The following is a 26,734-nucleotide window of genomic DNA, read 5'->3' as shown; positions in this document are numbered from 1 at the left end:
CACCCGTACCTGAACGAAGAGTCTGAAGGCGCGTCGACCAAGCGGTCGACGCGCCTTCGGCATTTCTGTCACACAATCACCCCGACCAGACATGAGATGATCGACAACTATCACCCTGAGCAATCGGACCGATACGGAATCCGGTCACGTGCCCGGATGTAAAATCCTGTCCAACTTCATGCAACGTCGACTATCTCGGGTGGATAACAGAATCATTAGCTGCGGCTCAAGGCTGTTCCTTTGCCGTTGACATCGCTAAGGTCTGGCGCTGTGCCGGTACGTGAGAACCGGCCTACGACGTCGGGGAGGCGCCCCACCGGGTCCGCGTCCAAACCGGACAGCGACCGTTTCCGCCACCTCTGCGCCGTGCCCTGAAAGCTTCAATCCCTCAGGAGCCACGCGTGATCCGTCCCAAGCTGTCGTCCCGGCGACCGCTCGCCGTACTCGGAGCCACCGTCCTCGGTCTCGCCGCGGCACTCGCCGTCGCCGTACCGGCCAGTGCCCATCACAGTGCGGTGAGTGGCGTGTTCGAATGCCTCCCCGCCACCGGCGAGTACGAAATCACCTGGACCGTCACCAGCGACGCCCCGGCCGAGGTGCAGAAGTTCAAGTTCACCGACGTGCTCGCCAAGAAGTACGTCGGAAACCAGTTCACCAAGGTCGACGTGCCCGGCATCGCCAAGACCGAGGGCGACAACTACCCGCACGACGCACACGGCTCGGTCACCGGGAAGCACCGGGTGCCCGGCAACAGCACCGGGGCCTCGCTCCAGGTGATGGCCAAGTGGGACAACGGCACCGAAGAATTCAAGTGGAACCGGGACGACGTCGCGCTCGGCGGTGACTGCAAGAAGGACGTCCCGCCGACCACCCCGCCCCCCACCACCCCGCCGACCACTCCCCCGACCACCCCGCCGACCACCCCGCCGGCCGAGCCGAAGGTGGCCAAGCCCACCGCCGATGTCGAGACGGACTGCGACGGCACCGCCCTGGTCGCCCTGAGCAACGGCGACGACGCCACCGCGCCGGCCGTCTTCGTGGTCACCGACGGCACCGGTACGGCCGGCAAGCCGGTCACCGTCGCCCCCGGCAAGACCGAGACCGTGGAGATCCCGGCCGACAAGGCCACCAGGGTCAAGGTGACCGCCGAGGGGGTGGAGAAGCCGCTCTTCGACGCCGCCCCGCCGGCGAACACCACCTGCATCGACGGCACCTACGAGGCCACCTGCGACGACCTGACGTTCACCATCGCCAACCCGGCCGACGGCGAGACCGTCAACGCGACCTTCACCCCGAACACCGGCGAGAAGAAGACGCTGACCGTGGAGCCGGGCAAGAGCGGCAGCGTCACCTTCGCCGGGACGTCGGGGCTGACCGTGGTCGGTGCGGTCGAGGGTTACGAGGCCGGCGCGCCGGTCTCCTGGGACGAGGACAAGCCCGAGGACTGCGGGGGCGGTGGCGGCGGTCTGCCGGTCACCGGTGCCGCGGCCGGTGGCATCGCCGCCGGTGCCCTGGTCCTGCTCGCCGCCGGCATCACGCTCTTCGTGGTGGCCCGCCGTCGCCGGCTGACCTTCACCGTCTGATCCCGCGGATCCGGGTGAACTGAAGCAACAACACTCGCGGGCGTACCGACCATCCGGTCGGTGCGCCCGCGGGTCTCTGTACGGGTCAGCCCTTTTCCAGGTACTCCGCGCGTTCCTCGTCGACCAGGGCGGCCACCGAGGCGGCGAGCGCCGGATGACCGGCCAGCTCCGGGTCCTCGTCCACCAGGGTGATCGCCTCGGCCCGTGCGTCCCGGATCAGGTCGGTGTCCCGCAGCAGCGAGAGCAGCCGCAGGTGCGAACGGCGACCGGACTGGGTGGCGCCGAGCACGTCACCCTCGCGGCGCTGCTCCAGGTCCAGTTCCGCCAGCCGGAAACCGTCGGAGGTCGAGGCGACCGCGTCCAGCCGCTCACGGGCCGGCGTACCCTCCAGGGCCTCGGAGACCAGCAGGCAGAGACCGGCGGCCGAACCCCGGCCCACCCGGCCCCGGAGCTGGTGCAACTGGGAGACGCCGAACCGGTCCGCGTCGAGCACCACCATCACGGTGGCGTTCGGTACGTCCACACCCACCTCGACCACGGTCGTGGCGACCAGGACGTCCAGATCTCCGGCGGCGAACGAGCGCATCACGCTGTCCTTCTCGTCGGCCGGCAGCCGACCGTGCAGGACCCCGATCCGCAGCCCGTGCAGCGGGCCCTCGGCCAGCAACGGCGCCACCTCGGTCACCGCCAGCGGTGGGCGTTTCGCGGACTCGTCCGCCGGTGCCTCCTCGGCCGAGGCCGGGCCGTCACCGATGCGCGGGCAGACCACGTACGCCTGGTGTCCGGCGTTGACCTCCTCGCGCAGCCGGCGCCAGGCCCGATCCAGGAACGCCGGCTTCTCCGACGCCGGCACCACGTGCGACGCGATCGGTGAGCGCCCGCGCGGCAACTGGGCCAGGGTGGAGATCTCCAGGTCGCCGTAGACGGTCATCGCCACCGTGCGCGGGATCGGGGTCGCGGTCATCACCAGCACGTGCGGCGGCTGCTCGGCCTTGGCCCGCAACGCGTCCCGCTGCTCGACCCCGAACCGGTGCTGCTCGTCGACCACCACCAGCCCCAGATCGGCGAAGTCGACCCCCTCGTACAGCAGGGCGTGCGTGCCCAGGACGATGCCGGCGCGGCCGGCGGCCACCTCTTCCAGCGCGGCCCGCCGGGCCGCCGCACCGAGCGACCCGGTGACCAGGGCGACCCGCGTGCCGTCCGGGTCGCCGTCCAGCTCACCGGCGCGGCCGAGCGGTCCGAGCAGGTCGAGCATGCCCCGGTAGTGCTGGGCGGCGAGGACCTCGGTCGGGGCCAGCAGCGCGGCCTGTCCCCCGTCGTCGACCACCTGGAGCATGGCCCGCAACGCGCACACGGTCTTGCCCGAGCCGACCTCGCCCTGCAACAACCGGTGCATCGGGTGGGCGGTCGCCAGGTCGGTGGCGATCTCCTCACCGACGGACCGCTGCCCCTCGGTCAGCTCGTACGGCAGGCGCGCGTCGAAGGCGGCCAGCAGGCCGGCGTCACGGGCCGGCCGGGGTCGCGCCGGCCACGCCGCCGCGCGATGCTTGCGCTGCACCAACGTCAGCTGTACGGCGAACGCCTCGTCCCACTTGAGCCGGTGCCGGGCCCGGTACAGGTCCTCCTTGGTCGCCGGTCGGTGGATCTCCCGCAGGGCGGTGCCGAGCCCGATCAGGTTCCGGCTGGCCCGCATGGTCGCCGGCAACGGATCCTCCGGCATGGTCACGGTGTCCAGGACCACCCGGACGCAGCGGGCGATCACCCAGGTCGGCACCGCCGCCGCGGCCGGGTAGACCGGGATCAGCGCACCCGCGAACTCCTCGACCTCCTCGGCTGCCGCCACCTCGCCGTCGGCGACGCCCTCGCCGAGCAGGACGTACTCGGGGCCGTTGAGCTGCCGCTTGCCCCGGAAGTCGGTGACCTTTCCGGCGAACAGCCCCCACCGGCCGGGACGCAGCTCCCGCTCCCGCCAGGCCTGGTTGCCGAAGAAGGTCAGGGTGAGGGTGCCGCCGGAGGAGTCCCCGACGATCACCTCCAGCAGGTTGCCGCGCCGCTGCCGCATCGGCCGGACCGTGGTGCGCTGCACCTGGCCGAGCACGGTCACCTGCTCCCCGATCTCCAGCGACCGGATGTCGGTGTGCTCGCCGCGCTCGTCGTACCGGCGGGGGAAGTGGTAGAGCAGGTCACCGACGGTGTGCAGGTCGAGGTGACTGGCGAGGGCCTTGGCCGTCTTGTCGCCGAGCGGTGTCTTGAGCGGCGTGTCGGGCGTCAACCTCAACGGCGCGTCGGGCGTCAACGGCTCGGTCATGCCAGCTCTCCGCTCGGTCATTCGATCCCCACCAGCAGCGGGTAGAACGGCTGCCCGCCGGGATAATCGTGCACCTCCACGAACGGCCAGCGGCGCGATACGTGTGCGCGTACGGAGTCGGCGAGTCCGGCCGGCGCGTCGGCACCGAGCAGGAGGGTGACCAGCTCGCCGCCACCGCCCAGCATCCGGTCGAGCAACCCGGCGCAGGTCGACACCAGCTCGTTGCCGATCAGGTGCACCTCCCCCTCGACCAGTGCCAGTACGTCACCCGGCTGGCAACGGCCCGCCACCGTCAGCGCCTCCCGGGTGGCGTAACAGACCTCGCCGTACCTGCACGCCCCGGCCGCCTCGGCCATCGCGATGACGTCGTCCTCGAACCGGCGCCCCGGGTCGCGTACGGCGAGCGCGGCCAGTGCCTGCACCGGTGAACGGGTCGGCACCACGCTCACCCTGACCCCGTGGCCGTACGCCTCCTTCGCGGCGACGTTGGCCACCGCCTGGGTGTTCGGGTCGTTGGGCAGCACCACCACCTTGGCGGCACCGGTGGACCGGATCGCGGTCAGCAGGTCCAGGGTCGACGGGTTGCCCCGGACCACGGTGGCACCCTCGGCGGTGAGGAGTTCGGCCAGCCCGGCCCCGTGCGCGACCACCACCGCCGCCCGGCCGTGCGGGCGGGACGGCTCCGGCGGGACGGTTACCCCCGCCGCGACATCGCCACCCTGGCCGACGCTGTGCTCGCCGCCCCGGCCGGTGCTCCGGTCGCCACCCTCCTCGACGCCCTCGTCCCCGCTCCGGTCGGCGAAGCGTACGACCGTGATGTGGTACGGCCGCCCGGCGGCGACCCCCGCCTCCACGGTCGCGCCGACATCGTTGACGTGGACGTGGACGTTCCAGGTGGTCACCGCGCCGGGGGTCGCCTCGTCGCCGACCACCACCAGCGAGTCGCCGAGCCCGGCGAGGACGCCCCGCATCCGCTCCACCTCGGCCGGCTCGGCGTCGAGCAGGAACTGCACCTCGTAGGCGTACGTCTCGGCGCCGGTCTCCCGGACGGCGGTGACCGGCGGGGCCGGGACCGTCGGCGCCGGAGCGGGCGCACGTCGGTGCGGGGCCACACCGGTGATCACCTCGACCAGCGCGTCGAGCAGCACGCAGAGGCCGCGCCCGCCGGCGTCGACCACTCCGGCGCGGGCCAGCACCGGCAACTGCTCGGGTGTACGCGCCAGCGCGTCCGCGGCGGCATCCGCCGCAGCCCGTACGACCTCGCCCAGATCGTCGCTGTCGACGGCGACCGCCCCCTGCGCCGCCGCCGCGACAACCGTCAGTACGGTCCCCTCGACCGGCACCGCCACCGCCGCGTACGCCGCCGCGCTGGCCGCCTCGAGCGCACGGGCCAGGTCCCGGCCGCGTACGGCGGTCGAGGCGGCGAGCGTGTCCGCCAGGCCGCGCAGGATCTGCGAGACGATCACACCGGAGTTGCCCCTCGCACCGAGCAGCGCGCCCCGCGCCATCAACCGCAGCACCCGGCCGTGCGGACCCTGCCGAACGGGTGCCGTGCTCTGCTCGGTGGGCTGGATGGCCATCGGTGCGGTGGCCGGCGTAGTGGGCTGGGTGCTCGTCGGCGCGGCCTCGGGTGAATTGTCCAGGTCGAGCGCCAGCGCCTGCTGGGCCGAGGTGAGGGTGAGGACCAGGTTGGTGCCGGTGTCGCCGTCGGGCACCGGGTAGACGTTCAGCTCGTCGATCTCCGCCTGGTGCCGTTTGAGTGCCGCCAGTCCGCCCGCGCACCACCGCCGGACAGCGGCGGCGTCGAGGGTCTCCAGCACGGCGTGAAGCCTACTGGTGGCCCCCGACGCCCGCCCGCCGCCGCGACGGGCGCCGAGTCGGCGGGCGTTGTTATCGTTTTTGGGTGGGAACGGCCCTTCTCGACGCCGTCGCGGATGGGTCCGGAACGGCATCCTGGCCGGGCGGGCGGAGCCGATTCGCCGGCCGAGCAGGGCATCGGGTAACCTGACGAGGTTGTTCGGACAGCACCCTGCCGGCAACTTCATGAACGATCAATCCCAGGAGTATCCCGTGGCTAGCGTGTGCGACGTCTGTGGCAAGGGGCCGGGCTTCGGCCACAACGTTTCCCACTCGCACCGGCGGACCAACCGCCGCTGGAACCCGAACATCCAGACCGTGCGCACCCCGGCCGGTGGCGGCAACACCCGCAAGATGCAGGTCTGCACCTCCTGCATCAAGGCCGGCAAGGTCGTCCGCGCCTGACGCGTTCGCCGCGTCCCCCGGTCCGGCACACCACCGGACCACCCAAGCATCAGCCGTCGGGTCCCCAGGACCCGACGGCTACTTGCGTACCCCCTCCCACAAACACCCCGTGCGACTGAGGCCCCTCTTGTAGAGAATGAGTGGCTTCAGCAGCCCGAATAACCACTCATTCTCTACAAGAGGGGCTGGCCGCCGGGCTCGCGGCGGGGCGGGCGCGGGGCGGGGCCGCGGGGCGCGGGGTGGGTCAGAGGGGGCGGGCGAAGGAGAGGGTGCCGGGTTCGTTCCGGTAGTAGCCGAAGTTCTCGATCTGGACGTAACCGCAGGACTGGTACATCGAGATCGCCTCGGGCTGCTGGTCGCCGCACTCCAGGATGAGCCGCTTGCGGCCGTACTCGCGGGCCGAGCGCTCCACCGCCGACAGCACCGCGCGGGCCACACCCCGACCCCGAGCCGCCGGGGTGGTGTACATCCGCTTCAGCTCCGCGGTGTCCCCCGCGTCGCCGTGGCTGCGCCAGCCGCCGCAACCGACCGGCTCCCCACCCCGGTACGCGACCAGAAACGCACCGGAGGGCGACTCGAACTCGGCCGGCTCGACCGGCGTCTCGTCGCCGCTGCCGCCGTACCGGACGCCCAGGTCGGCCAGTGCGTCGGCCACGAGCTGCTGGGCAACCAGCGAGTCGTAGCGCACCACGCGGATCTCGATCTCACTCACCCGTAAAGGGTACGGCCGCAGCCGTCCCTTACTGATCCGGATCCCGGTCACGAAGATCTCACCGGAGAACGGTTATCCGGTGAGTCGCGAGGCTACCGGAAGTGGTCCCAGCCGGCCGGCCCCTTGTACGCCTTACCGTCGACGGTCAGCCCGCTCCCGTCGACCACCCGCCCGATCACCCGCCAGTCGTCGGGCAGCGCCAGGTGCGCCGGGAAGGTGGCGGCCAGGGCGTGGTCGTCCCCACCCCCGAGGACCCAGGCGTACGGGTCGACGCCGAGGGCGTGCGCCGCGTCCCGCATCTGGGCGGGGACCTCGAAGGCGGCGGTACGCAGGTCGATGCCGACCCCACTGGCGGTGGCCACGTGCCCGAGGTCGGCGAGCAGCCCGTCCGACACGTCGATCATCGAGGTGGCGCCGAGCCGGGCGGCCTGCGGTCCGGCCCGGTACGGCACCTCCGGTCGCCGGTACGCCTCCACCAGCAGTTTCGGCGTACGGAATCCGCGCGAGAGCACGGTGTACCCGGCGGCGGCGTACCCGATCCGGCCGGCGAGGGCGACCACGTCGCCGGGCCGGGCGCCGCTGCGCACGACGGGCGCCCGGCCGCCCAGGTCACCGAGGGCGGTGACGGCGATGGTGAGCGTCGGACTCGACGACATGTCGCCGCCGACCACGCTCGCCCCGACCAGCGCCGCCTCCGCGCCGAGCCCGTCGGCGAGTTCCTCGGCCCAGCGCACCTCCACGTCCGGCGGGATGCAGAGCGCGACCAGCAGCGCGGTCGGCAGGGCTCCCATGGCGGCGATGTCGGCGAGGTTCGCGGCGGCGGCCCGGTGCCCGACATCGACCGCCGAGGACCAGTCCCGCCGGAAGTGTCGCCCCTCGACCAGTACGTCCGTCGAGGCGGCCACCCGCCCGTCCGGGGCGCTCACCACGGCGGCGTCGTCCCCCGGCCCGAGCAGCACCGACGGTCCGCTGCCCAGCCGGGCGGTGACCCGGGCGATCAGACCGAACTCACCGGCTTTGGCCACGCTCACGCGCCGACCCCGGCATCCGACGTCGGGCGGTACGTCGTCACGCCACACCAACCGATCCGCTCGCAACGCACGCTCACTTGCGCCTCCCTTGACCACCGGTGGGGAACCGACCCACTCCGTACGGTATTTTCACGGTCGAGCCGCTCGGCGGCGGACGGAGGTCGGGTCGTGGTCCAGGCGTACATCCTCATCCAGACCGAGGTCGGAAGGGCGCGTGACGTGGCCGCGCAGATCACGGATATCTCGGGCGTGGTCCGAGTCGATGCCGTGACCGGGCCGTACGACGTGGTCGTTCTCACCGAGGCGCACACGGTTGACGAGTTGGGCAAGATGATCGTCAGCAAGGTCCAGTTGGTGCCGGGGATCACCCGTACCCTGACCTGCTCGGTGGTGCGGCTCTAAATGGCACAGCCTGTTCCCGCACCAACCGAACCGAACGAATCGACCGGATCCGGCGCGGCAGACGAGGACGGCGCCACGGTCGGGCCCGAGGCCCCGGACCGCTCGATGCGGCAGGCCGCGATCTGGGCGACCGTGGTGGCCCTGCCACTGACCGTGCTCGTGGCGGTGTTCGCCTTCGGGCGGCTGGCACCCGACTCGGAGGCCGCCGCCAACCCGACCCCGTCGGCCACCTCGGCCACCCCACGGGTGCAGTCCACCGCACCGGTCCCGGTGACCGCCGTCCCGCTCGGCGAACGGGCGGCCACGGTCTGCCGGGCCCTGCTCTCCCGGCTTCCGGCGAGCCTCGGTGAGCTGGCGCAGCGGCCGGTCACCACCGGCCCGGAGCAGAACGCCGCGTACGGCGACCCGGCGGTCACCGTGGCCTGCGGCACCCCGCTCCCCTCGTTCCCACCGACCGACCAGGTCTGGGTGGTGAACTCGGTCTGCTGGCACGCACAGGAGCAGACCGACTCGACGGTGTTCGTCACCGTGGACCGCGAGGTTCCGGTGCAGGTCACCGTGCCCCGTGGCTACGACCCGCCGTTGCAGTGGATCGCCCCGGTCGCCGAGCCGGTGGTCGCCGCCGTCCCGTCCGGCAAGACCCGACCGACCGGCTGCAACGGCTGAGCCGACTGCACCGGCTGGGCCGGCTGGGCCGACTGCACCGGCTGGGCCGCTGGGCTCGGCAGGGCGGGGCAGCCGGGTCAGCGCAGGCCGGTGCCGCGACGGAGCGCGGTACGGATCAACCGGTCGACCAGCTTCGGGTACTCCAACCCGGCCGCCGCCCACATCTGCGGGAACATCGAGGTCGAGGTGAAGCCCGGCATCGTGTTGATCTCGTTGAGGTAGATGTCCAGGTCGGGCGTGACGAAGAAGTCGACCCGGGCGAGGCCCGCGCAGTCCAGCGCGGTGAAGGTACGGCAGGCGTACTCCTGGACCTGCCGGGTGACCCGGTCGGGCAGCCCGGCGGGGATGTCGTACTCGCAGGCGTCGCCGAGGTACTTGGCCTCGAAGTCGTAGAACTCGCGGTCGGTGGCCACCCGGACCTCGGCCAGCAGGGACGCCTCGGGGCCGCCTCCGGCCTCGCCCTCCAGCACCCCGCACTCGATCTCCCGACCGACGATCGCCGCCTCGACCAGCACCTTCGCGTCGATCTGTCGGGCGGTGACGATCGCCGCCTCGAGGTCGGCCCAGTCCGAGACCTTGGTGATGCCGTACGACGAGCCGGCCCGGGAGGGCTTGACGAAGACCGGCAGACCGAGCCGTTCCTTGTCCTCCTCGGTGAGCGTCATCCCGCTGCGCAGCACCACGTACGGGCCGGTGGGGATGCCCTCGGCCACGGCGAGCTTCTTGGTGAACTCCTTGTCCATGGCGGCGGCGGAGGCGAAGACGCCCGATCCGACGTACGGGATGCCGGCCATCTCCAGCAGCCCCTGGATGGTGCCGTCCTCGCCGTACGCGCCGTGCAGGGCGGGAAAGACCAGGTCGATGTCGGCCAGGGCGGCCGGACCCTCGGTGGGGTCGAGCACCATCAGGCCGCTGCCGGTCGGGTCGGCCGGCAGCATGACGGCGGTTCCGGCGCTCGCGGTGATCTCCGGAAGATTACGGTCAGTAATGACCAATTGCTCTGGGTCACCACTGGTCAGCACCCATTCGCCGGCTTTGGTGATGCCCACGGGCACCACCTCGTATTCGTCCGGATCCAAGGCGTTGATGATGCTTCCGGCGCTCACGCAGGAGATCGCATGCTCCGTGCTACGACCGCCGAAGACGACTGCGACGCGGGTCTTCCGTGGGCTTGTCACGCGGGTGACCCTACTCTGCGTGGCCACCGCGCGGGTCGATAGGCCGGGAGTTCGATCAAGGCCCCGGCCTCACCCCGACCGATGGTATGGGGCCGGTCCGACGACCCCGTGCCGTACGTTCGCGCGACGCTGCCATTTCCCGGTCACGGTCGCGACGTGCGATTCCGCAGCTCCGCAATCATCGTTGCGACCTGCGGTTCCGTGGACAGGCAGTCATCGTTGCGACGTGCGGTTCCGCGGACCCGCCCCGGGGCTCTCGGCCAGGCGGGCACCAGCCGGTGCCCCGGGGCGGCGCGGGCCAGGGTCACGATGGTCGGGGACCTCGACCACCGGGAACCCCGGCGTTCAGTGTGGTTCGGGAGATCGCCGTCCGACGGCGATCACTTTGACGCGTTGCCGTCCGGCCCGGACCATGCCGAGCGCGGCGAACGCCCCGGCGATCCGGTCCGCGGCGTCCCGGCTGGTGGCGCCGACCACCTGGCGGCGCCGTTCCGGCTCCACCCGTTCGTTGCGCCCCTCGGTGCCGAGCGGGCGGACGTCGGTGAGGACGACGAGGTAGCGGGTCACCACGGGCGGCCTACCGGCGCCGATCGAGCGGAACGACCGGCACGGCCGGACCGCTGCGGGTGGCTTTGCGGGCACCGGTGCCGGCGTCGAGGCGGCAGGTGCGGGTCCGGGCACCTCTGCCGGGGCGGTTGCAGGCGCCGGAACCGGAGCGGTTGCGGGCACCGGAGCCGGTGCAGGTGCGGTTGCGGGCATGGAAACGAGCGCGTTTGCGGGCACTGGTCCTGCTCCTCGTCCTGGTCAACCGGCATGGCGGGCGACCGCCTCCGGTTCGGCGGTGGTGCCGGCCAGGCCGCCGGAGCGGTCCCGGCAGACGTACGCCAGGTCGGCATGAATCCACGCGCCGTCGTTGTCGCGCAGCACCGGCCGCGTACACCATCGGCAACGCGATACACGAGGCCAACAGGGGGTCGCTGTCATCCGACACCTCCGGGTCCGCGGCGGTGGGGCACACGGCGGCCGGGTACGGGGGAGTCCCCGACCACCGTGCGCCTCATTCCCCTTTCCGTCACTCGCCGCCACCGTCGACACGACCACCGGCAGCGAGGACGCCAACACAGGTTGCCATCCGTGAAAGCGTGAATGCAACTCTCATGGGCGATCTCTCATGCACACTTTCTCGCCGAGGTGTGTCAAACTCGCTCCATGGCACCGAAGACCGCCCGCGCCCGCCGCCTCGGCATCGCCCTCAGGTCCTATCGCGAGGCTGCCGGGCTGACCCTCGAACGCGCGGCCGAGGAGATCAACAGCACCCGCAGCACGTTGTCCAGGTACGAGAACGCACTCAGCCTGCCCAGCCCGGCGACCGTCCGCGCCCTGCTCACCCACTACAACGTGGACGGAGACGCGCTGAAGGGCACGATCGAGCTGGCGAAGGAGGCCAAGAAGCCCGGCTGGTGGGTGTCGTACTCGTACCTGCTGGACCGCAAGACCGCCGACTTCATCGCGTTGGAGTCCGAGGCGACCTACATCCAGTCCTTCGAACCGTCACTGGTGCCGGGGCTGTTGCAGACCCCGGACTACATCCGGGCGATCATGCTCGGTGGCCCGCACATCCTCACCGACGACGAGATCGAGGGGCGGGTCCAGTTCCGCCTCAACCGCCAGAAGCGGCTGGCCGCCACCCCCGACCCGCTGGTGCTCGACGCGGTGATCGACGAGGTGGCGCTGATGCGCAGGGTCGGCGGTGACGACGTCTGGGCGGAGCAACTCGAACACCTGATCAGGCTCTCCGAGATACCGCACATCACGATCGGGGTGATCCCGCTCGCCACCGGCTACCACCGGGGCACCAGGGGATCACTGCACATCCTCGAATTCGGTCCAGATGATCAACCCTTGGCCTCGGTCGAGACTGTCGCGGGACAACTGTCCTTCGACACGATGCCCGAGCTGGACACCTGCACGAAGATCATGCAGCACCTACGCACCGTGGCGTTGAGCCCGGAGGAGAGCTGCAAGCTGATCTCCAACCTCCTGAAGGGACGGTAGACACATGTCCGCTCCAACCACCACCACGATGGCCGCTTTCGCGACCGCCGCCTGGCGTAAGAGCAGCCGCAGTGGCGACCAGGGTGCCTGCGTGGAGTTCGCCGTCACCACCGAGGCGATCGGTGTCCGGGACTCGAAGGATCCGGGCGGCCCGATCCTGACCTTCCCCGCCACCGCGTGGTCGGCGTTCGCCGGTGCCGTACCGACCGGCCCGATCATCGACTGACGAGCCGCACCGGCTCCTGAACGACCACAGCCACACCGCGCCGGACCGGTCCAGTGGGGATTCGGCGGCCTCGACCGAGCAGGCGCGACCAGCAACACCGGAAGCCCCGATCACTCCGATCGGGGCTTCCGCCGTGCCTCGTCCCAGCCGGCCGAACATCGTCCCAGCCGGCCGTACCTCGTTCTCAGCTCGCCGCGTCGAGTGCCGCGGTGATGTCCGCGACCAGGTCGGCGGTGTCCTCCACCCCGCAGGAGAGCCGGACGAAGCCCTCCGGGGTGTCGTCGCCCCACTGCGCCCGACGGTCGGCGCTGCTGTGCAGGCCACCGAACGAGGTCGCGGCGAAGACCAGCTTGGCGGCGCGCAGGAACCGGGTCACCCGGTCGGCGTCGCCGAGGTCGAACGACAGCACCCCCGGCACCCGGCGCATCTGCCGGCTCGCCACCGGGTACGACGGGTCGTCGGCGAGCCCCGGCCACCGCAGGCCGGTGACGTCGGACCGCTCGCTCAGTGCCAGGGCGACCGCCGCCGCGTTGGCGCTCTGCCGACCCAACCGCAGGTCGAGGGTGGCCAGCGACCGGTGCGCCAGCCAGGAGTCGAACGCACCGGGGACCGAGCCGGTGGTCGCCCGCCACGCCCGCAGCGGATCGAGCAGTTCGGCGGACCGGGTCGCGACGTAACCGAGCAGCAGGTCGGAGTGACCGGTCAACGCCTTGGTCCCGGAGGCGACGACCAGGTCCGCGCCGAGGTCGAGCGGGCGCTGACCGAGCGGGGTGGCGGTGGTGTTGTCCACCACGACCAGCGCACCGGCGGCGTGCGCCCGGTCGGCCAGTTCGGCCACGTCGCAGACGTCCAGGCCGGGGTTGGCCGGCGTCTCCAGCAGCAACAGGCGTACGCCCTCGAACGACGGGTACGGTCCGGCCGTCGGGGCGAACTCGACCCGTACGCCCATGGTGGCGAGGGTAGAGGTGGCGAAGGCCCGTACCGGGAAGTAGCCGTCGGTCGGCAGGACCACGCCGTCACCGGGCTTGAGCAGTGCCAGCAGGACCGCGCTGATCGCCGCCTGCCCGGTGGCGAAGGCGAGGCAGTCGCCCCCCTCCAGCTCACCGATCGCCGATTCGAGTGCGCGGCGGGTGGGGTTGTCCGGGCGACCGTAGCCGTTCGGGTTGGTCCCCTGTCCGGCCTCCGGGTCGAGGTGGTACGGCGCGGCGAACACCGGACCGGGCAGGAACGGCTGTCCCGGCTCGGGCTCGGGAAGTCCGGCGTGCACGCACCGGGTGCTGTCGCCGTAGCCGTGCGGGTCCTGCTCGTCGATCATCGGTTCTCCAGCCCGTACGGCGTTTTCGTTGGTCATTCCGGTCGCGGTTTGCGGCTCATCAGCACCGCCATCGCGAGCCTCGGGTTGGCGCCCTCGTGGCAGACCAGCTCGACCTGCTCGGTGATCGGCATCTCCACCCCGTGCGCCCGGGACAGGTCCCGGATCGCCAGGCAGCTCTTGACCCCCTCGGCGGTCTGCCGGGTCGCCACCTGGGCCTGTTCGAGGGTCTCGCCCCGGCCCAGGTGCTCGCCGAAGGTCCGGTTGCGGGCCAGCGGGGACGAGCAGGAGGCGACCAGGTCACCCAGGCCGGCAAGCCCGGCGAAGGTGAGCGGGTCGGCGCCGAGCGCCACGCCGAGGCGGGCGGTCTCGGCCAGTCCACGGGTGATCAGGGTGGCCTTGGTGTTGTCGCCCAGTCCCATCGCGTTCGCCATGCCGTACGCCAGGGCGATCACGTTCTTCACCGCGCCGCCGAGTTCGCACCCGATGACGTCGTCGTTCGTGTACGGCCGGAAGTAGGGCGTGGTGATCGAGGACTGGACCAGGGTGGCCCGATCCATGTCGGTGCAGGCGACCACGGTCGCGGCCGGCTGCTCCTGGGCGATCTCGGGGGCGAGGTTGGGGCCGGAGACCACGACCACCCGGTCCTCGGCCACCCCGGCGGTTTCCATGATCACCTGGCTCATCCGCTTGGTCGTGCCCAGCTCGATCCCCTTCATCAGGGAGACCAGCGTCGCGTCGGGCTCGATGAACGCGGCCCAGTCGGCCAGGTTGCCCCGCAGCGTCTGCGACGGTACGGCGAGCACCACCAGGTCGGCACCGGCGATCGCGGCGGCGGCGTCGGCGGTCGCGGTGACCCGCTGCGGCAACCGGAGTCCGGGAAGGTACTCGGAGTTGTGGCCGGTGGTCCGGATCGCGTCGACCACGGACTCGCGCCGGGCCCACATGGTCACGTCCCGGCCGGCGTCGGCGAGGATCTTGGCGAAGGCCGTACCCCAGGAACCGGCACCGAGGACGGCGACGTGGCCGGTCACGCGGCGTCCCCGTCGCGGTGCGCGGACTCGTCGACGGCCGGGCGCGGGCCGTTCGGCGCCCAGATCGGCGGTGGTGTGCCGCCCCGGATCTCGGCGAGCTGATCCCGGAGCCGCAGCATGATCTCGTTGGTCATCTCGTCCAGCACCTGCTTGGTCGGGGCGGCACCGGCCCACCGGCTCAGGTCGACCGGAGGTCCGGCCACCACCGAGACCGGGATCCGGGGGCGCAGGCTGAGCTTGGCGTTGCGCGGGTCGAACATCTTCTGCGCACCCCAGTGGGTGATCGGGACGACCGGGGCACCGGTGGCCAGGGCCAGCCGGGCCGCGCCGGTCTTGCCGCGCATCGGCCAGAGGTCGGGTTCGCGGGTGGTGGTGCCCTCCGGGTAGATCACCACCGCGCCGCCGTCCTTGACCGCGGAGATCAGGGTCTCCAGCGACCGGGCGGCGTCGACGGTGCCCCGCTCCACCGGGATCTGGCGGCACCTGAGCAGGATGTATCCGACCACCGGCACCCGGAAGATGCTGGCCTTGCCGAGGAACTGCGGCCACCGTCCGGTGTCGTTGATGTAGTGCCCCACCACCAGCGGGTCGGTGTGCGAGATGTGGTTCGGCACGATGATGACGCCGCCCGAGGTCGGTACGTGCTCCATGCCGGCCCAGGTCCTCCGGGTCCAGACCCACATCGGCGGCTTCACCAACGCGATCGCGAACCGCCGCCAGAACCCCAGCCTGCGCCGTGCCACTATGCCCTCCTCGTTGTGCCCCGGGCCCGGGGAGCACCGGTCGCCCCGGCGCCGCCCAACCACCCCGGCCCGCAGCGAAATCATGCCTGCTCGCCCCTGGTACGGCCAGCGAGGGGCCGGTCCCCGCGGCTGGCAGGATGATCGTGTGACCGAACCGACCTGGACTGTGGTGGTGCCGGTCAAGCGGCTCAGCGCGGCAAAGAGTCGGCTGCGTGGCGCGCTGCCGGGGGTTCCGCACGAGCCGCTGGCCCTTGCGCTGGCGCTGGACACGGTCAGCGCCGCGCTGGCGAGCCCGGCGGTCGCCGGGGTGCTGGTCGTGACCGACGACATAGCGGCCGGTCGGGCGCTGGGCGCGCTCGGCGCCCGGATCACCCCGGATCCGCCGACCGGTGGGCTGAACGGCGCCTTCACCCTCGGCGCCGCCCTGGTCGGCAACACCGGGGTGGCGGCGCTCACCGCCGACCTGCCGGCCCTGCGTACGGCCGAGCTGACCGCCGCGCTGGCCGCCGTGGCGGCCGGTCCCCCGCAACTGCGCCGGTTCGCCCCGGACACCCCGGGCACCGGTACGGTGCTGCTGGTGGCGCCCGCGGGCGTACCGCTGGATCCGCGCTTCGGTGGGCCGTCGGCGGCGGCGCACACGGCCTCCGGGGCGCTCGCCCTGACCGGGGCCGGGCCGACCCTGCGCCGTGACGTCGACACCCGTGCCGACCTGTTGGCGGCGGCGGCACTCGGCCTCGGCCGGCACACCGCCGCCCTGCTCCCCTGACCGGCGCGGTTCCCCCGCCTCCTACATCCCCCGACACCGCCGGGCCCGGTGTACGGTGCTGGGCATGCAGGGCACCGTGGCGACGTACGACCCGCAGACCCGGTCCGGCACGCTCCTGCTGGACGACGGCACCGAGGTCGCCTTTCCGGCCACGGCGTTCGACGCCTCGGGGTTGCGGCTGCTCCGTCTCGGGCAACGACTGAAGATCGAGCACGGCGCGTCGGGGGAGGTTACCCGGATCACCCTGCCCGGCCTGGTGTGATCATCAACCCACCGGATTAACCGGAATTATCGGTGCAAGGTTGAGCCGTTCTGGGCGAGATGACCGGTTTGTAGCGGCCTACGAGAGCGCATTGTCCGACTTGCCGTGATCCGAAGATGGCAAGTTCATTTTGCGTTCACCCGCTTCGGGCAATGATGAAAAGGTGAGCACCCCGCCCGCCCACCCCCGCCCCCAGTCGCCCGGCCGCGCCCTGGCCACCACCCCGCGTTCGGCGCTGCCGGACTCCGAACCGCTCGTTCCGCCCGGTACGCCCCATCGGGGAGCGAACGGACGGTTCGTCCGACCGGCCGAAAACGGCAAGGACTCCGACAACGGCCCCCGGCCCGGCACCGGGAGCACCCCGCCGCCGGCCCAGGATCCGCCCGCCGTGGCCGAGCCGCTGCCCGAGGACCGGTTCCTCAACCGGGAACTCTCCTGGCTGGACTTCAACGCCCGGGTCCTGGCCCTGGCCGAGGACCGGGCCACCCCGCTGCTGGAACGCGCCAAGTTCCTCGCCATCTTCGCCAGCAACCTGGACGAGTTCTACATGGTCCGGATCGCCGGCCTGAAGCGGCGGCTGCAGGCCGGGTTGCCGGTACGCGGCGGCGACCGGCTGCCGCTGCGTACGCAACTGGAGCTGATCTCGGAGAAGACCGCCGACCTGGTCGCCCGGCACGCCGGCTGCTTCGTCGACGACGTGGTGCCCCGGCTGGCCGCCGCCGACATCCACCTGATCCGCTGGGCGGAACTGCCTGCACCCGAGCGGGAACGGCTGCGCACCTACTTCCGGGAACACATCTTCCCGGTGCTCACCCCGCTCGCGGTCGACCCGGCGCACCCGTTCCCGTACATCTCCAGCCGGTCGCTGAACCTGGCGGTGGCCGTACGCGACCCGGACGGCGGGCCGGAGCTGTTCGCCCGGGTCAAGGTGCCGAACAACGTGCCGCGTTTCGTCCGGGTCGAACGGGACACCCCGGGGATGCGCTTCCTGCCGCTGGAAGACCTGATCGCGGCCCACCTCAACCAGCTCTTCCCCGGCATGACCGTGGCCGAGTGCCACCTGTTCCGGATCACCCGCAACGCCGAGGTGGAGGTCGACGAGGACCGGGACGAGGACCTGCTCCAGGCGCTGGAACGCGAGCTTGCCCGGCGCCGGTTCGGTCCCCCGGTACGCCTCGAGGTCGCCTCGTCCATCTCCGACCACGTACTCGACCTGCTGGTCCGGGAACTCGACATGGACGACCAGGACGTCCTGCGGGTGCCGGGGCTGCTCGACCTCTCCTCGCTCTGGCAGATCTACAACGAGTGCGACCGGCCCGACCTCAAGGAACGCCCGTTCGTGCCGGCCACCCACCCGCGACTGGTCGAGGGCGAGGTGCCGCGCAGCGTCTTCGCCACCCTGCGCGACGGGGACATCCTGGTCCACCACCCGTACCACTCGTTCGCGACCAGCGTGCAGCGGTTCATCGAGCAGGCCGCCGCCGACCCGAACGTGCTCGCCATCAAGCAGACCCTCTACCGGACCAGCGGCGACTCCCCGATCGTGGACGCCCTGATCGACGCCGCCGCCGCCGGCAAGCAGGTGGTGGTCCTGGTCGAGGTGAAGGCCCGGTTCGACGAGGTGGCGAACATCGGCTGGGCCCGGGTGCTGGAACGCGCCGGCTGCCACGTCGTGTACGGCCTGGTCGGCCTGAAGACGCACTGCAAGACCGCCCTGGTCGTACGCCAGGAGGGCAACCAGATCCGCCGCTACTGCCACATCGGCACCGGCAACTACCACCCGAAGACGGCCAGGCTCTACGAGGACTTCGGCATGCTCACCGCCGACCCGGAGGTGGGCGCGGACCTGACCGACCTGTTCAACGTACTGACCGGTTACAGCCGGCAGACCCGGTTCCGCCGGCTCCTGGTCGCCCCGGAGGGGGTACGCAGCGGTCTGATCGAGCGGATCGACCGGGAGATCGCGCACGCCGCGCTCGGGGTGCCGAGTCTCGTGCAGATCAAGGTGAACTCCCTGGTCGACGAGGAGATCGTGGACGCCCTCTACCGCGCCTCGCGGGCCGGGGTGCACGTGGACCTGATGATCCGGGGCATGTGCACGCTCCGTCCCGGCGTACCCGGCCTGTCGGAGAACATCCGGGTCCGGTCGGTCCTCGGCCGGTTCCTCGAACACTCCCGGGTCTTCCGGTTCGGCAACGGCGGCGGGACCCTCGCCGCCGACGCGGCAGCCGGTGGACGGCCGGTCGGCAACGGCGGCTCGGCCGAGTTCTGGATCGGCTCGGCGGACCTGATGCACCGCAACCTCGACCGCCGGGTGGAGGCGCTGGTGCAGGTCACCGACCCGGTCGCCCGGGCCGAGTTGGACCAGGTGCTGACCACCGCGATGAGCGACGACGTCGCGTCGTTCGAGCTGCACCCGGACGGGACCTGGAGCCGGCGGATCGGTGAGCCGGACCGGCCGCTGGTCGACTTCCAGGACGCGATGCTGCGCCGGGTGGCCCGCGCCGCCAAATAGAGGCCGAGCAGGCCGGGCCGCCCACGCACGTGCAGCGGGCGGCCCGGTCGCGGTGCCGGATCGGCGCAGCACTCCGCCGGACGGACCGTCGTGGATAGGCTTGGCGGATGTTGGAGGAGGAACGCAAGTACGAGGTTGACGAGAACTTCACGCTGCCGGACCTGTCCGCGACGGTGCCGCCCGGGGGAAGGGTGCTCGCCCTGCCCCCGGTGACCCTCACCGCCACCTACCTCGACACCACCGATCTGCGGCTGGCCCGCGCCGGTGTCTCGTTGCGCCACCGCAAGGGTGATCCGCTGCCCTGGACGGTCAAGCTCCCGTCCGACGTGCCGGGGACCCGGCACGAGATCTCCCGCCCCGGCAAGCGCCGGGAGACCCCCGCCGAGCTGACCGCGCTCGTCACCGCGTACTCGCGGGGGGTGCCGTTGGTGCCGGCGGCCGTGGTCCGCAGCGTCCGGCACGCGTACGAGCTGCGGGACGACGCCGACCGGGTGCTGGCCGAGATCGCCGACGACGCGGTGTCGGTGCTGGACGGCGACCGGGTGCGCAAACGGTTCCGGGAGGTCGAGGTCGAACGCAAGGGCGGCGACGGGGACCTGCTCGACCGGGTGGAGGCGGTGCTGCGCGACGCCGGTGCGGTGGCGGGCGGCTTCACCCCCAAGCACGTACGCGCCCTCGGGAAGGCGGCGGCCGGTCCGGCGGACCTGGTCGCACCGGCGGAACTGCCCGGCAAGGCCACCGCCGGTGACGTGGTGACGAACGCGATCCGGCGCGGTGTCGGCAAGGTGCTCGCGCACGACCCGCTGGTCCGGTTGCGCCAACCGGTCGGCGACGACGACACCGCCGTACACCAGATGCGGGTCGGTTGCCGGCGGCTGCGCAGCGACCTGCGTACGTTCCGGTCGCTGCTGCGCCCCGAGTGGGTCAAGCCGCTGCGTGACGAGCTGAAGTGGCTCGCTGGCGTGCTCGGCGAGGCCCGCGACGCGGAGGTGCTCCGGGACCGGCTGCACGTGACCGCGGGCGCGGATCCGCTCAGCCAACTGGACCGGGCGGCGGTGGACCGGATCGACGCCGTACTGGAGCAGCGGCACGAGCGGGCGCTGACCTCGGTCGACGAGGCCCTCGGCTCGGAGCGGTACGCCGCCCTGGTCGAGGCGCTGGTCGCCGCCACCCGTGAGCCGCAGTTGACCGGGGCGGCCCGGGGACGGGCGGTGGACGTACTCCCGAAGTTGGTCGCCAAGCCGTGGCGCCGGCTGGCCCACGGCGGCAAGGACAGCGACGCCGCCGCCGACCTCGACCCGCTCGCCCCGGACGAGCGGTGGCACGCGGTACGGATCAACGGCAAGAAGGCCCGGTACGCGGTCGACGCGGTCGCCCCGGTCCTCGGCGGCGGGGCCCGCAAGCTGGCCAAGTCGCTGTCCCGGGTGCAGGAACTGCTCGGCGAGCACCAGGACGCGGCGGTGGCCGCCGAGACCTGGCTCGGGGTGGCGGCCGACGATCCGACCGACCATGCCCTCGCGGTGACCGCCGGACGGCTGGCCGAACGGGAGCGGACCACGATCCGCCGGGTACGGGCTGAGTTCCCGCAGGCGTGGCAGGGGACCACCAAGGGAAGCCGGACGGACTGGCTGCCGTGAGCCCACTGATCCGAGCGGCCGGCGGTGTCGTCTGGCGCCCGTCCGAGCAGGGGGTGCAGGTGTGTGTGGTGCACCGCCCCCGCTACGACGACTGGTCGTTGCCGAAGGGCAAGCTGGACCGGGACGAGCACCCGCTGGCCGCCGCCGTACGCGAGGTCGCCGAGGAGTCCGACGTACGGGCGGTGCCGCAGGCCCGGCTGCGCAGCGTCCGATACTTCAGCGACGGGCGACCGAAGCGGGTCGACTACTGGTCGATGCGGGCGGTCGGTACGGGCGGGTTCGAACCGGGTACGGAGGTCGACGACATCCGTTGGCTTCCGCTGGAAGAGGCGATCGGCCTGGTCACGTACCCGCACGACATCTGGGTCCTGCGCGACTTCGCCGCCATGGCACCGGTGACCGCGGTGCTCGCGGTGTTCCGGCACGCCCAGGCGGGTAACCGGGCCACCTGGTCCGGGCCGGACACCGCCCGCCCGCTGGATGCGGAGGGCATCATCCAGGCCCGTGCGGTGGCGTCGCTGGGGGCGCTGATCCGTCCGGTACGGCTCCGCTCGGCGACCGCCCGGCGGTGCGTACAGACGGTCGAGCCGCTGGCCGAGCTGTTCGACCTGCCGATCGAGGTCGACTCCGATCTCGACGAGCCGAAACCGGGGCAGGACGTGGCCGAGTGCGCGTTGGCCCTGGCCGCCCGGCTGACCGAATTGGCGGCGGACGGGCGTACGACGGTGGCGTGCAGCCAGGGCAAGGTGATCCCGGGCGCGCTGGAGCACCTGACCGGCGTACCGGGCGACTACCGGACCCCGAAGGGCGGGGGCTGGCTGCTCGCCTTCTCCGGCGACCGTCTGCTCGGCGCCGACCGCCTCTAGGGCGGGCGGCTCAGCCGGGCAGGGTGAGGGTGACGGCCACGGCCAGGTGGTCGGAGGCGGTGCTGCGTACGACGGTCACCTCGGTCGCGGTGACGCCGCCGGCCACGAGTACGTGGTCGATCTGCTCCACCGGGTTGTCGGCCGGGCTGGTCGGCAGCGGCCGGTCGGCGGCGAGCGCGTCGACCAGTCCGGCGCCCAGGAGGGCCTGGAACGCCGGCTCCCCCGGTTGGGTGTTCAGGTCCCCGGCCAGCACCAACGGCCGCCCAGCGGCCAGCTCGACGGCGTAACGGGCCGCTTCACGGGCCTGTGCCACCGGTCCGTCGTCGGGCGGCGGTTGCAGGTGGGTGGAGACGACGACCAGGTCGGTGCCGCCGACCCGGAGCACCACGCCGAGGGCCTGGGCGCCGGTGACCGCACCCAGCCGGGGCAGGACGACCGTGCCGGCCGAGTCGACCGGCAGCGAGGTCAGCACGGCGTCGCCCCAGACCGGGTCGGCGGCCGGTGCGAACGTGTACCGCATGCCGAGGCGGCCGGCGAGCAGGGCGAGGGTGTCGTGTCCCCCGTTGAGCAGCCAGGCCCGGTCGACCTCGCTCAGCACGACCACGTCGGGCCGCTGGCCGGCGAGCACGTCGGTCAGCCCGTCCAGGTCGAACCGCCCGTCGAGCCCGAAACCCATCCGGATGTTGTAGGCGACCAGGCGTACCCGGTTGCCGTCCGGCGTCGGTGCGGCGTCGGCGGCCGGTGGGGCCAGCAGGCCGCCGACCACAGCGAGCGCGGTACCGGAAATCACCGCCGTCCGCCGCCAGGACCGCAGCGGCGCCCGCACCCCGCCGCCGGCCGTTTCGGGTCCGCCCTCCGCCCGAACTCCGTCATCCGTTTCCGGTACGCCCTCCGCCCGCACCGCCCCGGTCGCGACCGGAGCCCGGATCGCCAGCACGGCCACGAGAAGCGCGACCAGGACCGGGAACGCCCCGTTGGGGTAACCGATGTCGTAGGCCGCGTAGTAACCGATCGCACCGACGACAAAAACGAGGGTCCCGCCGAGCGCGGCGTAACCCGGCCGGGCCGACGGCCCAGCAGTCCCGATTGACCCGTCCGTCCCACCGGTACCGTCGTCCACCACGGACGCACCGGCGGGGGCGTTCGCCAGGGCCAGGCAACCGCCGAGCCCGGCGGCGGCGAGCAGCATCGCGAACGGCAGCGCCAGCGGCAGGTTGAGCGCGAACAGGACGCTGCCGGCCAGCAGCGCGACCGGGTAGAGCCAGCGGAGCAGGCGTTGGCGTACCGGCCCGAGCCCGGTGGCCAGGAACAGTCCGACCGCCGCCGCGACCAGGACGGTCACCGGCAGCGGCTCCCCCGCCGGCGGGACCGCCACCCGGTCGAACCCGGCGGCGACACCGGCCAGGTAGGACGCCCCGGTCGCGGCGAGCGCGGGTGAACCGGCGAGCATGCCCCAGAGCAGCAGGGCCGGGCCGACGAGCAGCCACGGCCGTGCCGGCCCCGCCCGGTACGGGCCCCACGCCGAGAACTGCGCGACGAGGAACGCTCCCGCCACCGGTACGAGCACCAGGAAGTCCACGTTCCCGCGCCAGACCAGGTCGTACGTGCCGAGTGCGGTGTGCAGTACGGTCGTCGCCGCCAACCCCACCACCACCCCCGGTACGGCAACCGGTGCGGTGGTGGCGAGTCCGGCGAGCCAGACCAGTCCGGCGAGCAGGCCGGCGCTGGCCAGGTAGAGCTGCGCCTGCCCGCCCTCGGTGGCGGGCAGCAGGAGTCGGCACCCGACCAGGATGACCGCCGCGACCGTGGTGACCCGACCGGCACCGAGCCGGAACAGCGCCGGTGCACCGAGCGGGAGCACGAACCAGAGCAGGGCGAAGGCGCCCATCAGCTCGGCCGGGGTGGACGCGGCCTGCCCGAAGATGGTGATGATCGAAGGCAGCCAGACCCGCAGGATGTCGACGAGGAGCAGCACGCCGAGGGCGGCGGCGATGAGCGCAGGAGCCGAACGACGCACCGGGACTCCCGTGGGGGCGGGGGCGGACGAGGTCGGGCCATTCTCCGGCGAACCCATCGACGGGTCAACGCCCGTACGCGGTCGGTGTTCGTACCCGTTGTCCGGCCCGGCCGGCGCGCCCCGCCCCGACACGCCTGCCCCGGCCCCGTTTCCCGCCCCGGCGGTGTCCTTCTGCGGTGGCGCACACGAAGGCGCCCACCGGCGGAACCGGTGGGCGCCCAGGCCGTGCGGTGTTTCAGCGTCGGGCGGCGGCCTTCTTGGCCGGGGCCTTCTTCGCGGGAGCCTTCTTCGCCGCTGTGGCGCGGGTGGAAGTGCTCTTCGCCGCCGTGGTCTTCTTGGCCGCGGCGGTCTTCTTGGCCCCGGCGGACTTCGTCGCCGGTGCGGTCTTCTTGGCCGCCGCCTTGGTGGCGGTGGTCTTGGCGGGTGCCGCGGCCTTCTTGGTGGCGGTCGCCTTCTTGGTGGCCGCCGCCTTCGTGGCCGTGGTTGCCTTGGTGGCCGTCGACTTGGTCGCCGCCGCCGTCGCCGTGGTCTTCTTCGCCGCGGCGGCGGTCTTCGGCACCTTGCCGCTGGACACCATGTCCTTGAACCCGGCGCCCGGCCGGAAGGCCGGGACCGATGTCTTCTTCACCTTCACCGACTCGCCTGTTCGGGGGTTCCTCGCTGTTCGCGCCCCCCGGACACGCTTTTCGAAGACTCCGAAACCGGTGATCGCCACTTTCTCCCCCTTGGCGACCGCCCCCTGAACCTCGGCGAGGACCGCGTCGAGCGCCGCCGTCGCCGTCTTCCGGTCCCCCAGGCGAGCGGCGAGCGCCTCGATGAGCTCGGCCTTGTTCACGACTTCCCTCCCGTATGTGCAACTGGACTCAACGCGAGCCATTCTGCGCGCACGGTATGCCCTGTGCCACCGGGACACAAACATCTGCGGGAAAAAAGCCATTGTGTCGCAACGGATTCGCCCCCACCGGCGGCTCGGAGCTGACCGGAAGGCGTAGGGCAGCAACGAATCCGTAAGTCCGGCGGGGGCGAAAACGGCTCCCGGGAGGGCGGTGTGGGCTATGCCACGACCGGCAGGAAGGGGAGCCGGTGGCGCTCGTACTCGGTGATGTTGGTCTCGTGGCGGAGGGTCAGTCCTATGTCATCCAAGCCCTCGATGAGCCGCCAGCGGCTGAAGTCGTCGAGCGGGAACGACCAGGTGGAGTCACCTGCCCGAACCTCCCGGGCGGTCAGGTCGACGGTGATGCGGGTGGTCGGGTCGGCCTCGACCAGGTCCCACAGTTCCTCGACGGCCTTCAATTCGAGCTCGACCGGCAAGAGGCCTTCCTTGAGCGAGTTGCCGCGGAAGATGTCACCGAAGCGAGGAGAGATCACTACGCGGAATCCCCAGTCCCGCAGTGCCCACACGGCGTGCTCGCGCGATGACCCGGTGCCGAACTCCGGCCCGGCCAATAGGATCGACGCACCGGAATAAATGGAATCGTTGAGTACGAATGCCGGATCCTCTCGCCACGCACTGAAGAGGCCGTCGGCGAAGCCGGTTCTGGTGACCCGCTTGAGATACACCGCCGGAATGATCTGATCCGTATCCACATTGGAGCGACGCAACGGGACCGCGGTGCCGCTGTGCACGGTGAACTTTTCCATGTCGTATCAGCCCTTCACAGGTCGGCCGGGGCGGCCAGCCGGCCGATCACGGCGGTGGCGGCGGCGACCGGCGGGGAGACCAGATGGGTACGCCCGCCACGGCCCTGCCGGCCCTCGAAGTTGCGGTTGGAGGTGGAGGCGGAACGCTGCCCCGGCTTGAGCGTGTCCGGGTTCATGCCCAGGCACATGGAGCACCCGGCGAACCGCCACTCGGCCCCCGCGTCGATGAAGACCTTGTCCAGCCCCTCCTGCTCGGCCGCCTCGCGTACCGCCGCCGAGCCCGGTACGACGAGCATCCGTACGCCGTCGGCGACGCTGTGTCCGCGCAGCACGTCGGCCGCGGCCCTGAGGTCCTCCAGCCGGCCGTTGGTACAGGAGCCGACGAAGACCACGTCGACCGGAACCTCGCGCAGCGGCGTACCGGGGCGCAGGTCCATGTACTCCAGCGCCTTGCGGGCGGCGGTCTGCTCGGCCTCGGTGACGAAGTCCTCCGGGTCCGGCACGATCGCGCTCAGCGCGGCACCCTGCCCCGGGTTGGTGCCCCAGGTGACGAACGGGGTGATCCGGGTGGCGTCGAGGAAGACCTCGGTGTCGAAGGTCGCGTCCTCGTCGGTCGGCAACGTGCGCCAGTACGCCTCCGCGGCGTCCCAGTCGGCGCCCTGCGGCGCGTTCGGGCGACCCTTGAGGTACGCGAAGGTGGTCTCGTCCGGCGCGATCATGCCGGCCTTGGCGCCCCACTCGATCGACATGTTCGCGATGGTCATCCGGCCCTCCATGGAGAGCCTGCGGATCGCCTCGCCCCGGTACTCGACGATGTGGCCGCGCCCGCCGCCGGTGCCGACCTGGGTGATCAGGGCCAGCACCAGGTCCTTGGCGGTGACGCCGGGGGCGAGTTCACCGGTGACCGTGACCGCCATCGTCTTCGGCCGGATCTGCGGCAGCGTCTGGGTCGCCAGGACGTGCTCGACCTCGCTGGTGCCGATACCGAAGGCCAGCGCGCCGAACGCGCCGTGGGTGGCGGTGTGCGAGTCGCCGCAGACGATCGTGAGTCCCGGCTGGGTCAGCCCGAGCTGGGGGCCGATCACGTGCACGATGCCCTGGTTCTCGTCGCCGAGCGGGTGCAGCCGGACCCCGAACTCGGCGCAGTTGTTGCGCAGCGTCTCGATCTGCGTACGCGAGGTCGGGTCGTCGATCGTGAGCAGGTCACCGCGACGGGCCCGGAACGCGGGGTCGGCGTACCCGGTCGGGGTGTTGTGGTCCTCGGTCGCGAGCGTGAGGTCGGTACGCCGGACCCGGCGACCGGCCATCCGCAGCCCGTCGAAGGCCTGCGGGCTGGTCACCTCGTGCAGCAGGTGCAGGTCGATGAAGAGCAGGTCCGGTTCGCCGTCGGCGGATCGCACCACGTGAGCGTCCCAGACCTTCTCGGCCAGGGTCCTGGGCGAGGACGGTGTTGGCGTGACTCCCACCATCTGGACATCCTAAATTCTGGGAGGTATGTTTCGGCTTGTGGGACACAGT

The 26,734-nt window shown here is 71.9% G+C and carries 25 protein-coding genes; 11 read left to right on the top strand and 14 right to left on the bottom strand.

Going from position 1 to position 26,734, the window contains the following annotated elements; translation table 11 throughout:
- The first annotated feature begins 401 nt into the window (after positions 1–401).
- Entirely contained in the window at positions 402–1,583 is a 1,182-nt protein-coding gene (locus ACWEFB_RS13805) for a cell wall anchor protein (RefSeq protein WP_452285366.1), read from the top strand.
- A gap of 85 nt (positions 1,584–1,668) precedes the next feature.
- On the opposite strand, the gene recG is transcribed toward ACWEFB_RS13805, so the two are convergent.
- Both recG and ACWEFB_RS13795 read right to left on the bottom strand, forming a co-directional pair.
- Entirely contained in the window at positions 1,669–3,891 is a 2,223-nt protein-coding gene (gene recG, locus ACWEFB_RS13800) for an ATP-dependent DNA helicase RecG (protein WP_452285365.1), read from the bottom strand.
- A gap of 17 nt (positions 3,892–3,908) precedes the next feature.
- Complete coding sequence (locus tag ACWEFB_RS13795; protein ID WP_452285363.1) at positions 3,909–5,711, bottom strand: DAK2 domain-containing protein; 1,803 nt, start codon at positions 5,709–5,711, stop codon at positions 3,909–3,911.
- A 250-nt stretch (positions 5,712–5,961) separates the two neighbouring features.
- On the opposite strand from ACWEFB_RS13795, the gene rpmB reads away from it, so the two are divergent.
- Positions 5,962–6,153 (top strand): 50S ribosomal protein L28, encoded by a 192-nt coding sequence (gene rpmB / locus ACWEFB_RS13790; protein WP_326560460.1) that lies wholly within the window; start codon positions 5,962–5,964, stop codon positions 6,151–6,153.
- Positions 6,154–6,397: 244 nt separating this feature from the next.
- Here rpmB and ACWEFB_RS13785 read toward each other — a convergent pair whose 3' ends face one another.
- Positions 6,398–6,865 carry a GNAT family N-acetyltransferase gene (locus ACWEFB_RS13785; protein ID WP_326560461.1) on the bottom strand — a complete coding sequence of 156 codons (468 nt, stop codon included), beginning with the start codon at positions 6,863–6,865 and terminating at the stop codon, positions 6,398–6,400.
- Between the two features lie 92 nt (positions 6,866–6,957).
- The gene (locus tag ACWEFB_RS13780; RefSeq protein ID WP_452285360.1) at positions 6,958–7,896 is read right to left on the bottom strand and encodes a thiamine-phosphate kinase; all 939 of its coding nucleotides are present in this window, start codon (positions 7,894–7,896) and stop codon (positions 6,958–6,960) included.
- Positions 7,897–8,064: 168 nt separating this feature from the next.
- On the opposite strand from ACWEFB_RS13780, the gene ACWEFB_RS13775 reads away from it, so the two are divergent.
- Positions 8,065–8,298 (top strand): Lrp/AsnC ligand binding domain-containing protein, encoded by a 234-nt coding sequence (locus ACWEFB_RS13775; protein WP_326560463.1) that lies wholly within the window; start codon positions 8,065–8,067, stop codon positions 8,296–8,298.
- Positions 8,299–8,964, top strand: a complete 666-nt coding sequence (locus ACWEFB_RS13770; protein ID WP_452285358.1) for a DUF3515 family protein — start codon at positions 8,299–8,301, stop codon at positions 8,962–8,964.
- 77 nt (positions 8,965–9,041) lie between these two features.
- Here the strand turns inward: ACWEFB_RS13770 and ACWEFB_RS13765 are convergent, their stop codons facing one another.
- From ACWEFB_RS13765 to ACWEFB_RS13755, 3 genes are all read right to left on the bottom strand, one after another.
- A complete protein-coding gene (locus ACWEFB_RS13765; RefSeq protein ID WP_326560464.1) occupies positions 9,042–10,142 on the bottom strand; it encodes a D-alanine--D-alanine ligase family protein in 1,101 nt (366 codons plus the stop codon).
- Positions 10,143–10,487: 345 nt separating this feature from the next.
- Positions 10,488–10,709 (bottom strand): hypothetical protein, encoded by a 222-nt coding sequence (locus tag ACWEFB_RS13760; RefSeq protein ID WP_452285356.1) that lies wholly within the window; start codon positions 10,707–10,709, stop codon positions 10,488–10,490.
- Positions 10,710–10,946: 237 nt separating this feature from the next.
- Positions 10,947–11,069: a hypothetical protein gene (locus tag ACWEFB_RS13755; RefSeq protein WP_281278644.1), complete on the bottom strand. Its 123-nt coding sequence runs from the start codon at positions 11,067–11,069 to the stop codon at positions 10,947–10,949.
- 282 nt (positions 11,070–11,351) lie between these two features.
- Between ACWEFB_RS13755 and ACWEFB_RS13750 the strand changes: the two genes are divergently transcribed.
- Both ACWEFB_RS13750 and ACWEFB_RS13745 read left to right on the top strand, forming a co-directional pair.
- Complete coding sequence (locus ACWEFB_RS13750; RefSeq protein ID WP_452285354.1) at positions 11,352–12,197, top strand: helix-turn-helix domain-containing protein; 846 nt, start codon at positions 11,352–11,354, stop codon at positions 12,195–12,197.
- A 4-nt stretch (positions 12,198–12,201) separates the two neighbouring features.
- Entirely contained in the window at positions 12,202–12,423 is a 222-nt protein-coding gene (locus ACWEFB_RS13745) for a DUF397 domain-containing protein (protein WP_326560467.1), read from the top strand.
- Positions 12,424–12,607: 184 nt separating this feature from the next.
- Here ACWEFB_RS13745 and ACWEFB_RS13740 read toward each other — a convergent pair whose 3' ends face one another.
- From ACWEFB_RS13740 to ACWEFB_RS13730, 3 genes are read right to left on the bottom strand one after another with little or no spacing between them, the layout of a single operon-like run.
- Complete coding sequence (locus tag ACWEFB_RS13740) at positions 12,608–13,738, bottom strand: cystathionine gamma-lyase (RefSeq protein ID WP_452285352.1); 1,131 nt, start codon at positions 13,736–13,738, stop codon at positions 12,608–12,610.
- A 32-nt stretch (positions 13,739–13,770) separates the two neighbouring features.
- Positions 13,771–14,769, bottom strand: a complete 999-nt coding sequence (locus ACWEFB_RS13735; RefSeq protein ID WP_326560469.1) for an NAD(P)H-dependent glycerol-3-phosphate dehydrogenase — start codon at positions 14,767–14,769, stop codon at positions 13,771–13,773.
- The gene (locus ACWEFB_RS13730) at positions 14,766–15,512 is read right to left on the bottom strand and encodes a lysophospholipid acyltransferase family protein (protein WP_452285350.1); all 747 of its coding nucleotides are present in this window, start codon (positions 15,510–15,512) and stop codon (positions 14,766–14,768) included. Before ACWEFB_RS13730 ends, ACWEFB_RS13735 begins: the two co-directional genes overlap by 4 nt.
- A gap of 145 nt (positions 15,513–15,657) precedes the next feature.
- On the opposite strand from ACWEFB_RS13730, the gene cofC reads away from it, so the two are divergent.
- From cofC to ACWEFB_RS13705, 5 genes are all read left to right on the top strand, one after another.
- Positions 15,658–16,278 (top strand): 2-phospho-L-lactate guanylyltransferase, encoded by a 621-nt coding sequence (gene cofC, locus ACWEFB_RS13725; RefSeq protein WP_452285348.1) that lies wholly within the window; start codon positions 15,658–15,660, stop codon positions 16,276–16,278.
- A gap of 64 nt (positions 16,279–16,342) precedes the next feature.
- Positions 16,343–16,540, top strand: coding sequence for a cold-shock protein (locus tag ACWEFB_RS13720; RefSeq protein WP_452285346.1), 198 nt, complete (start codon positions 16,343–16,345; stop codon positions 16,538–16,540).
- 163 nt (positions 16,541–16,703) lie between these two features.
- Complete coding sequence (locus ACWEFB_RS13715) at positions 16,704–19,055, top strand: RNA degradosome polyphosphate kinase (RefSeq protein ID WP_452285344.1); 2,352 nt, start codon at positions 16,704–16,706, stop codon at positions 19,053–19,055.
- Positions 19,056–19,162: 107 nt separating this feature from the next.
- Complete coding sequence (locus ACWEFB_RS13710; protein WP_452285342.1) at positions 19,163–20,692, top strand: CYTH and CHAD domain-containing protein; 1,530 nt, start codon at positions 19,163–19,165, stop codon at positions 20,690–20,692.
- Positions 20,689–21,558, top strand: a complete 870-nt coding sequence (locus ACWEFB_RS13705; protein ID WP_452285340.1) for an NUDIX hydrolase — start codon at positions 20,689–20,691, stop codon at positions 21,556–21,558. Before ACWEFB_RS13710 ends, ACWEFB_RS13705 begins: the two co-directional genes overlap by 4 nt.
- A 10-nt stretch (positions 21,559–21,568) precedes the next feature.
- Here the strand turns inward: ACWEFB_RS13705 and ACWEFB_RS13700 are convergent, their stop codons facing one another.
- From ACWEFB_RS13700 to leuC, 4 genes are all read right to left on the bottom strand, one after another.
- Positions 21,569–23,575 carry an endonuclease/exonuclease/phosphatase family protein gene (locus ACWEFB_RS13700; RefSeq protein WP_452285338.1) on the bottom strand — a complete coding sequence of 669 codons (2,007 nt, stop codon included), beginning with the start codon at positions 23,573–23,575 and terminating at the stop codon, positions 21,569–21,571.
- Between the two features lie 235 nt (positions 23,576–23,810).
- Positions 23,811–24,410, bottom strand: a complete 600-nt coding sequence (locus ACWEFB_RS13695; protein WP_452285336.1) for an HU family DNA-binding protein — start codon at positions 24,408–24,410, stop codon at positions 23,811–23,813.
- A gap of 218 nt (positions 24,411–24,628) precedes the next feature.
- Positions 24,629–25,216: a 3-isopropylmalate dehydratase small subunit gene (gene leuD / locus ACWEFB_RS13690; RefSeq protein ID WP_326560477.1), complete on the bottom strand. Its 588-nt coding sequence runs from the start codon at positions 25,214–25,216 to the stop codon at positions 24,629–24,631.
- 14 nt (positions 25,217–25,230) lie between these two features.
- Positions 25,231–26,685 carry a 3-isopropylmalate dehydratase large subunit gene (gene leuC, locus ACWEFB_RS13685; RefSeq protein WP_452285334.1) on the bottom strand — a complete coding sequence of 485 codons (1,455 nt, stop codon included), beginning with the start codon at positions 26,683–26,685 and terminating at the stop codon, positions 25,231–25,233.
- Between the last annotated feature and the right edge of the window lie 49 nt (positions 26,686–26,734).

The organism is Micromonospora sp. NPDC004704 (genome assembly GCF_053601675.1).
The sequence above is the reverse complement of the archived record's forward strand: the minus strand, read 5'-3'. Positions and strand labels throughout refer to the sequence as shown.

Bases quoted from the DNA above. Each gene is read 5' to 3' on its own strand.
- ACWEFB_RS13745 (WP_326560467.1), top strand. From the start codon at position 12,202: ATGTCCGCTCCAACCACCACCACGATGGCCGCTTTCGCGACCGCCGCC.
- ACWEFB_RS13710 (WP_452285342.1), top strand. From the start codon at position 19,163: ATGTTGGAGGAGGAACGCAAGTACGAGGTTGACGAGAACTTCACGCTG.
- ACWEFB_RS13770 (WP_452285358.1), top strand. From the start codon at position 8,299: ATGGCACAGCCTGTTCCCGCACCAACCGAACCGAACGAATCGACCGGA.
- recG (WP_452285365.1), bottom strand. From the start codon at position 3,891: ATGACCGAGCCGTTGACGCCCGACGCGCCGTTGAGGTTGACGCCCGAC.
- leuD (WP_326560477.1), bottom strand. From the start codon at position 25,216: ATGGAAAAGTTCACCGTGCACAGCGGCACCGCGGTCCCGTTGCGTCGC.
- ACWEFB_RS13740 (WP_452285352.1), bottom strand. From the start codon at position 13,738: ATGATCGACGAGCAGGACCCGCACGGCTACGGCGACAGCACCCGGTGC.
- leuC (WP_452285334.1), bottom strand. From the start codon at position 26,685: ATGGTGGGAGTCACGCCAACACCGTCCTCGCCCAGGACCCTGGCCGAG.
- ACWEFB_RS13720 (WP_452285346.1), top strand. From the start codon at position 16,343: ATGCAGGGCACCGTGGCGACGTACGACCCGCAGACCCGGTCCGGCACG.
- ACWEFB_RS13750 (WP_452285354.1), top strand. From the start codon at position 11,352: ATGGCACCGAAGACCGCCCGCGCCCGCCGCCTCGGCATCGCCCTCAGG.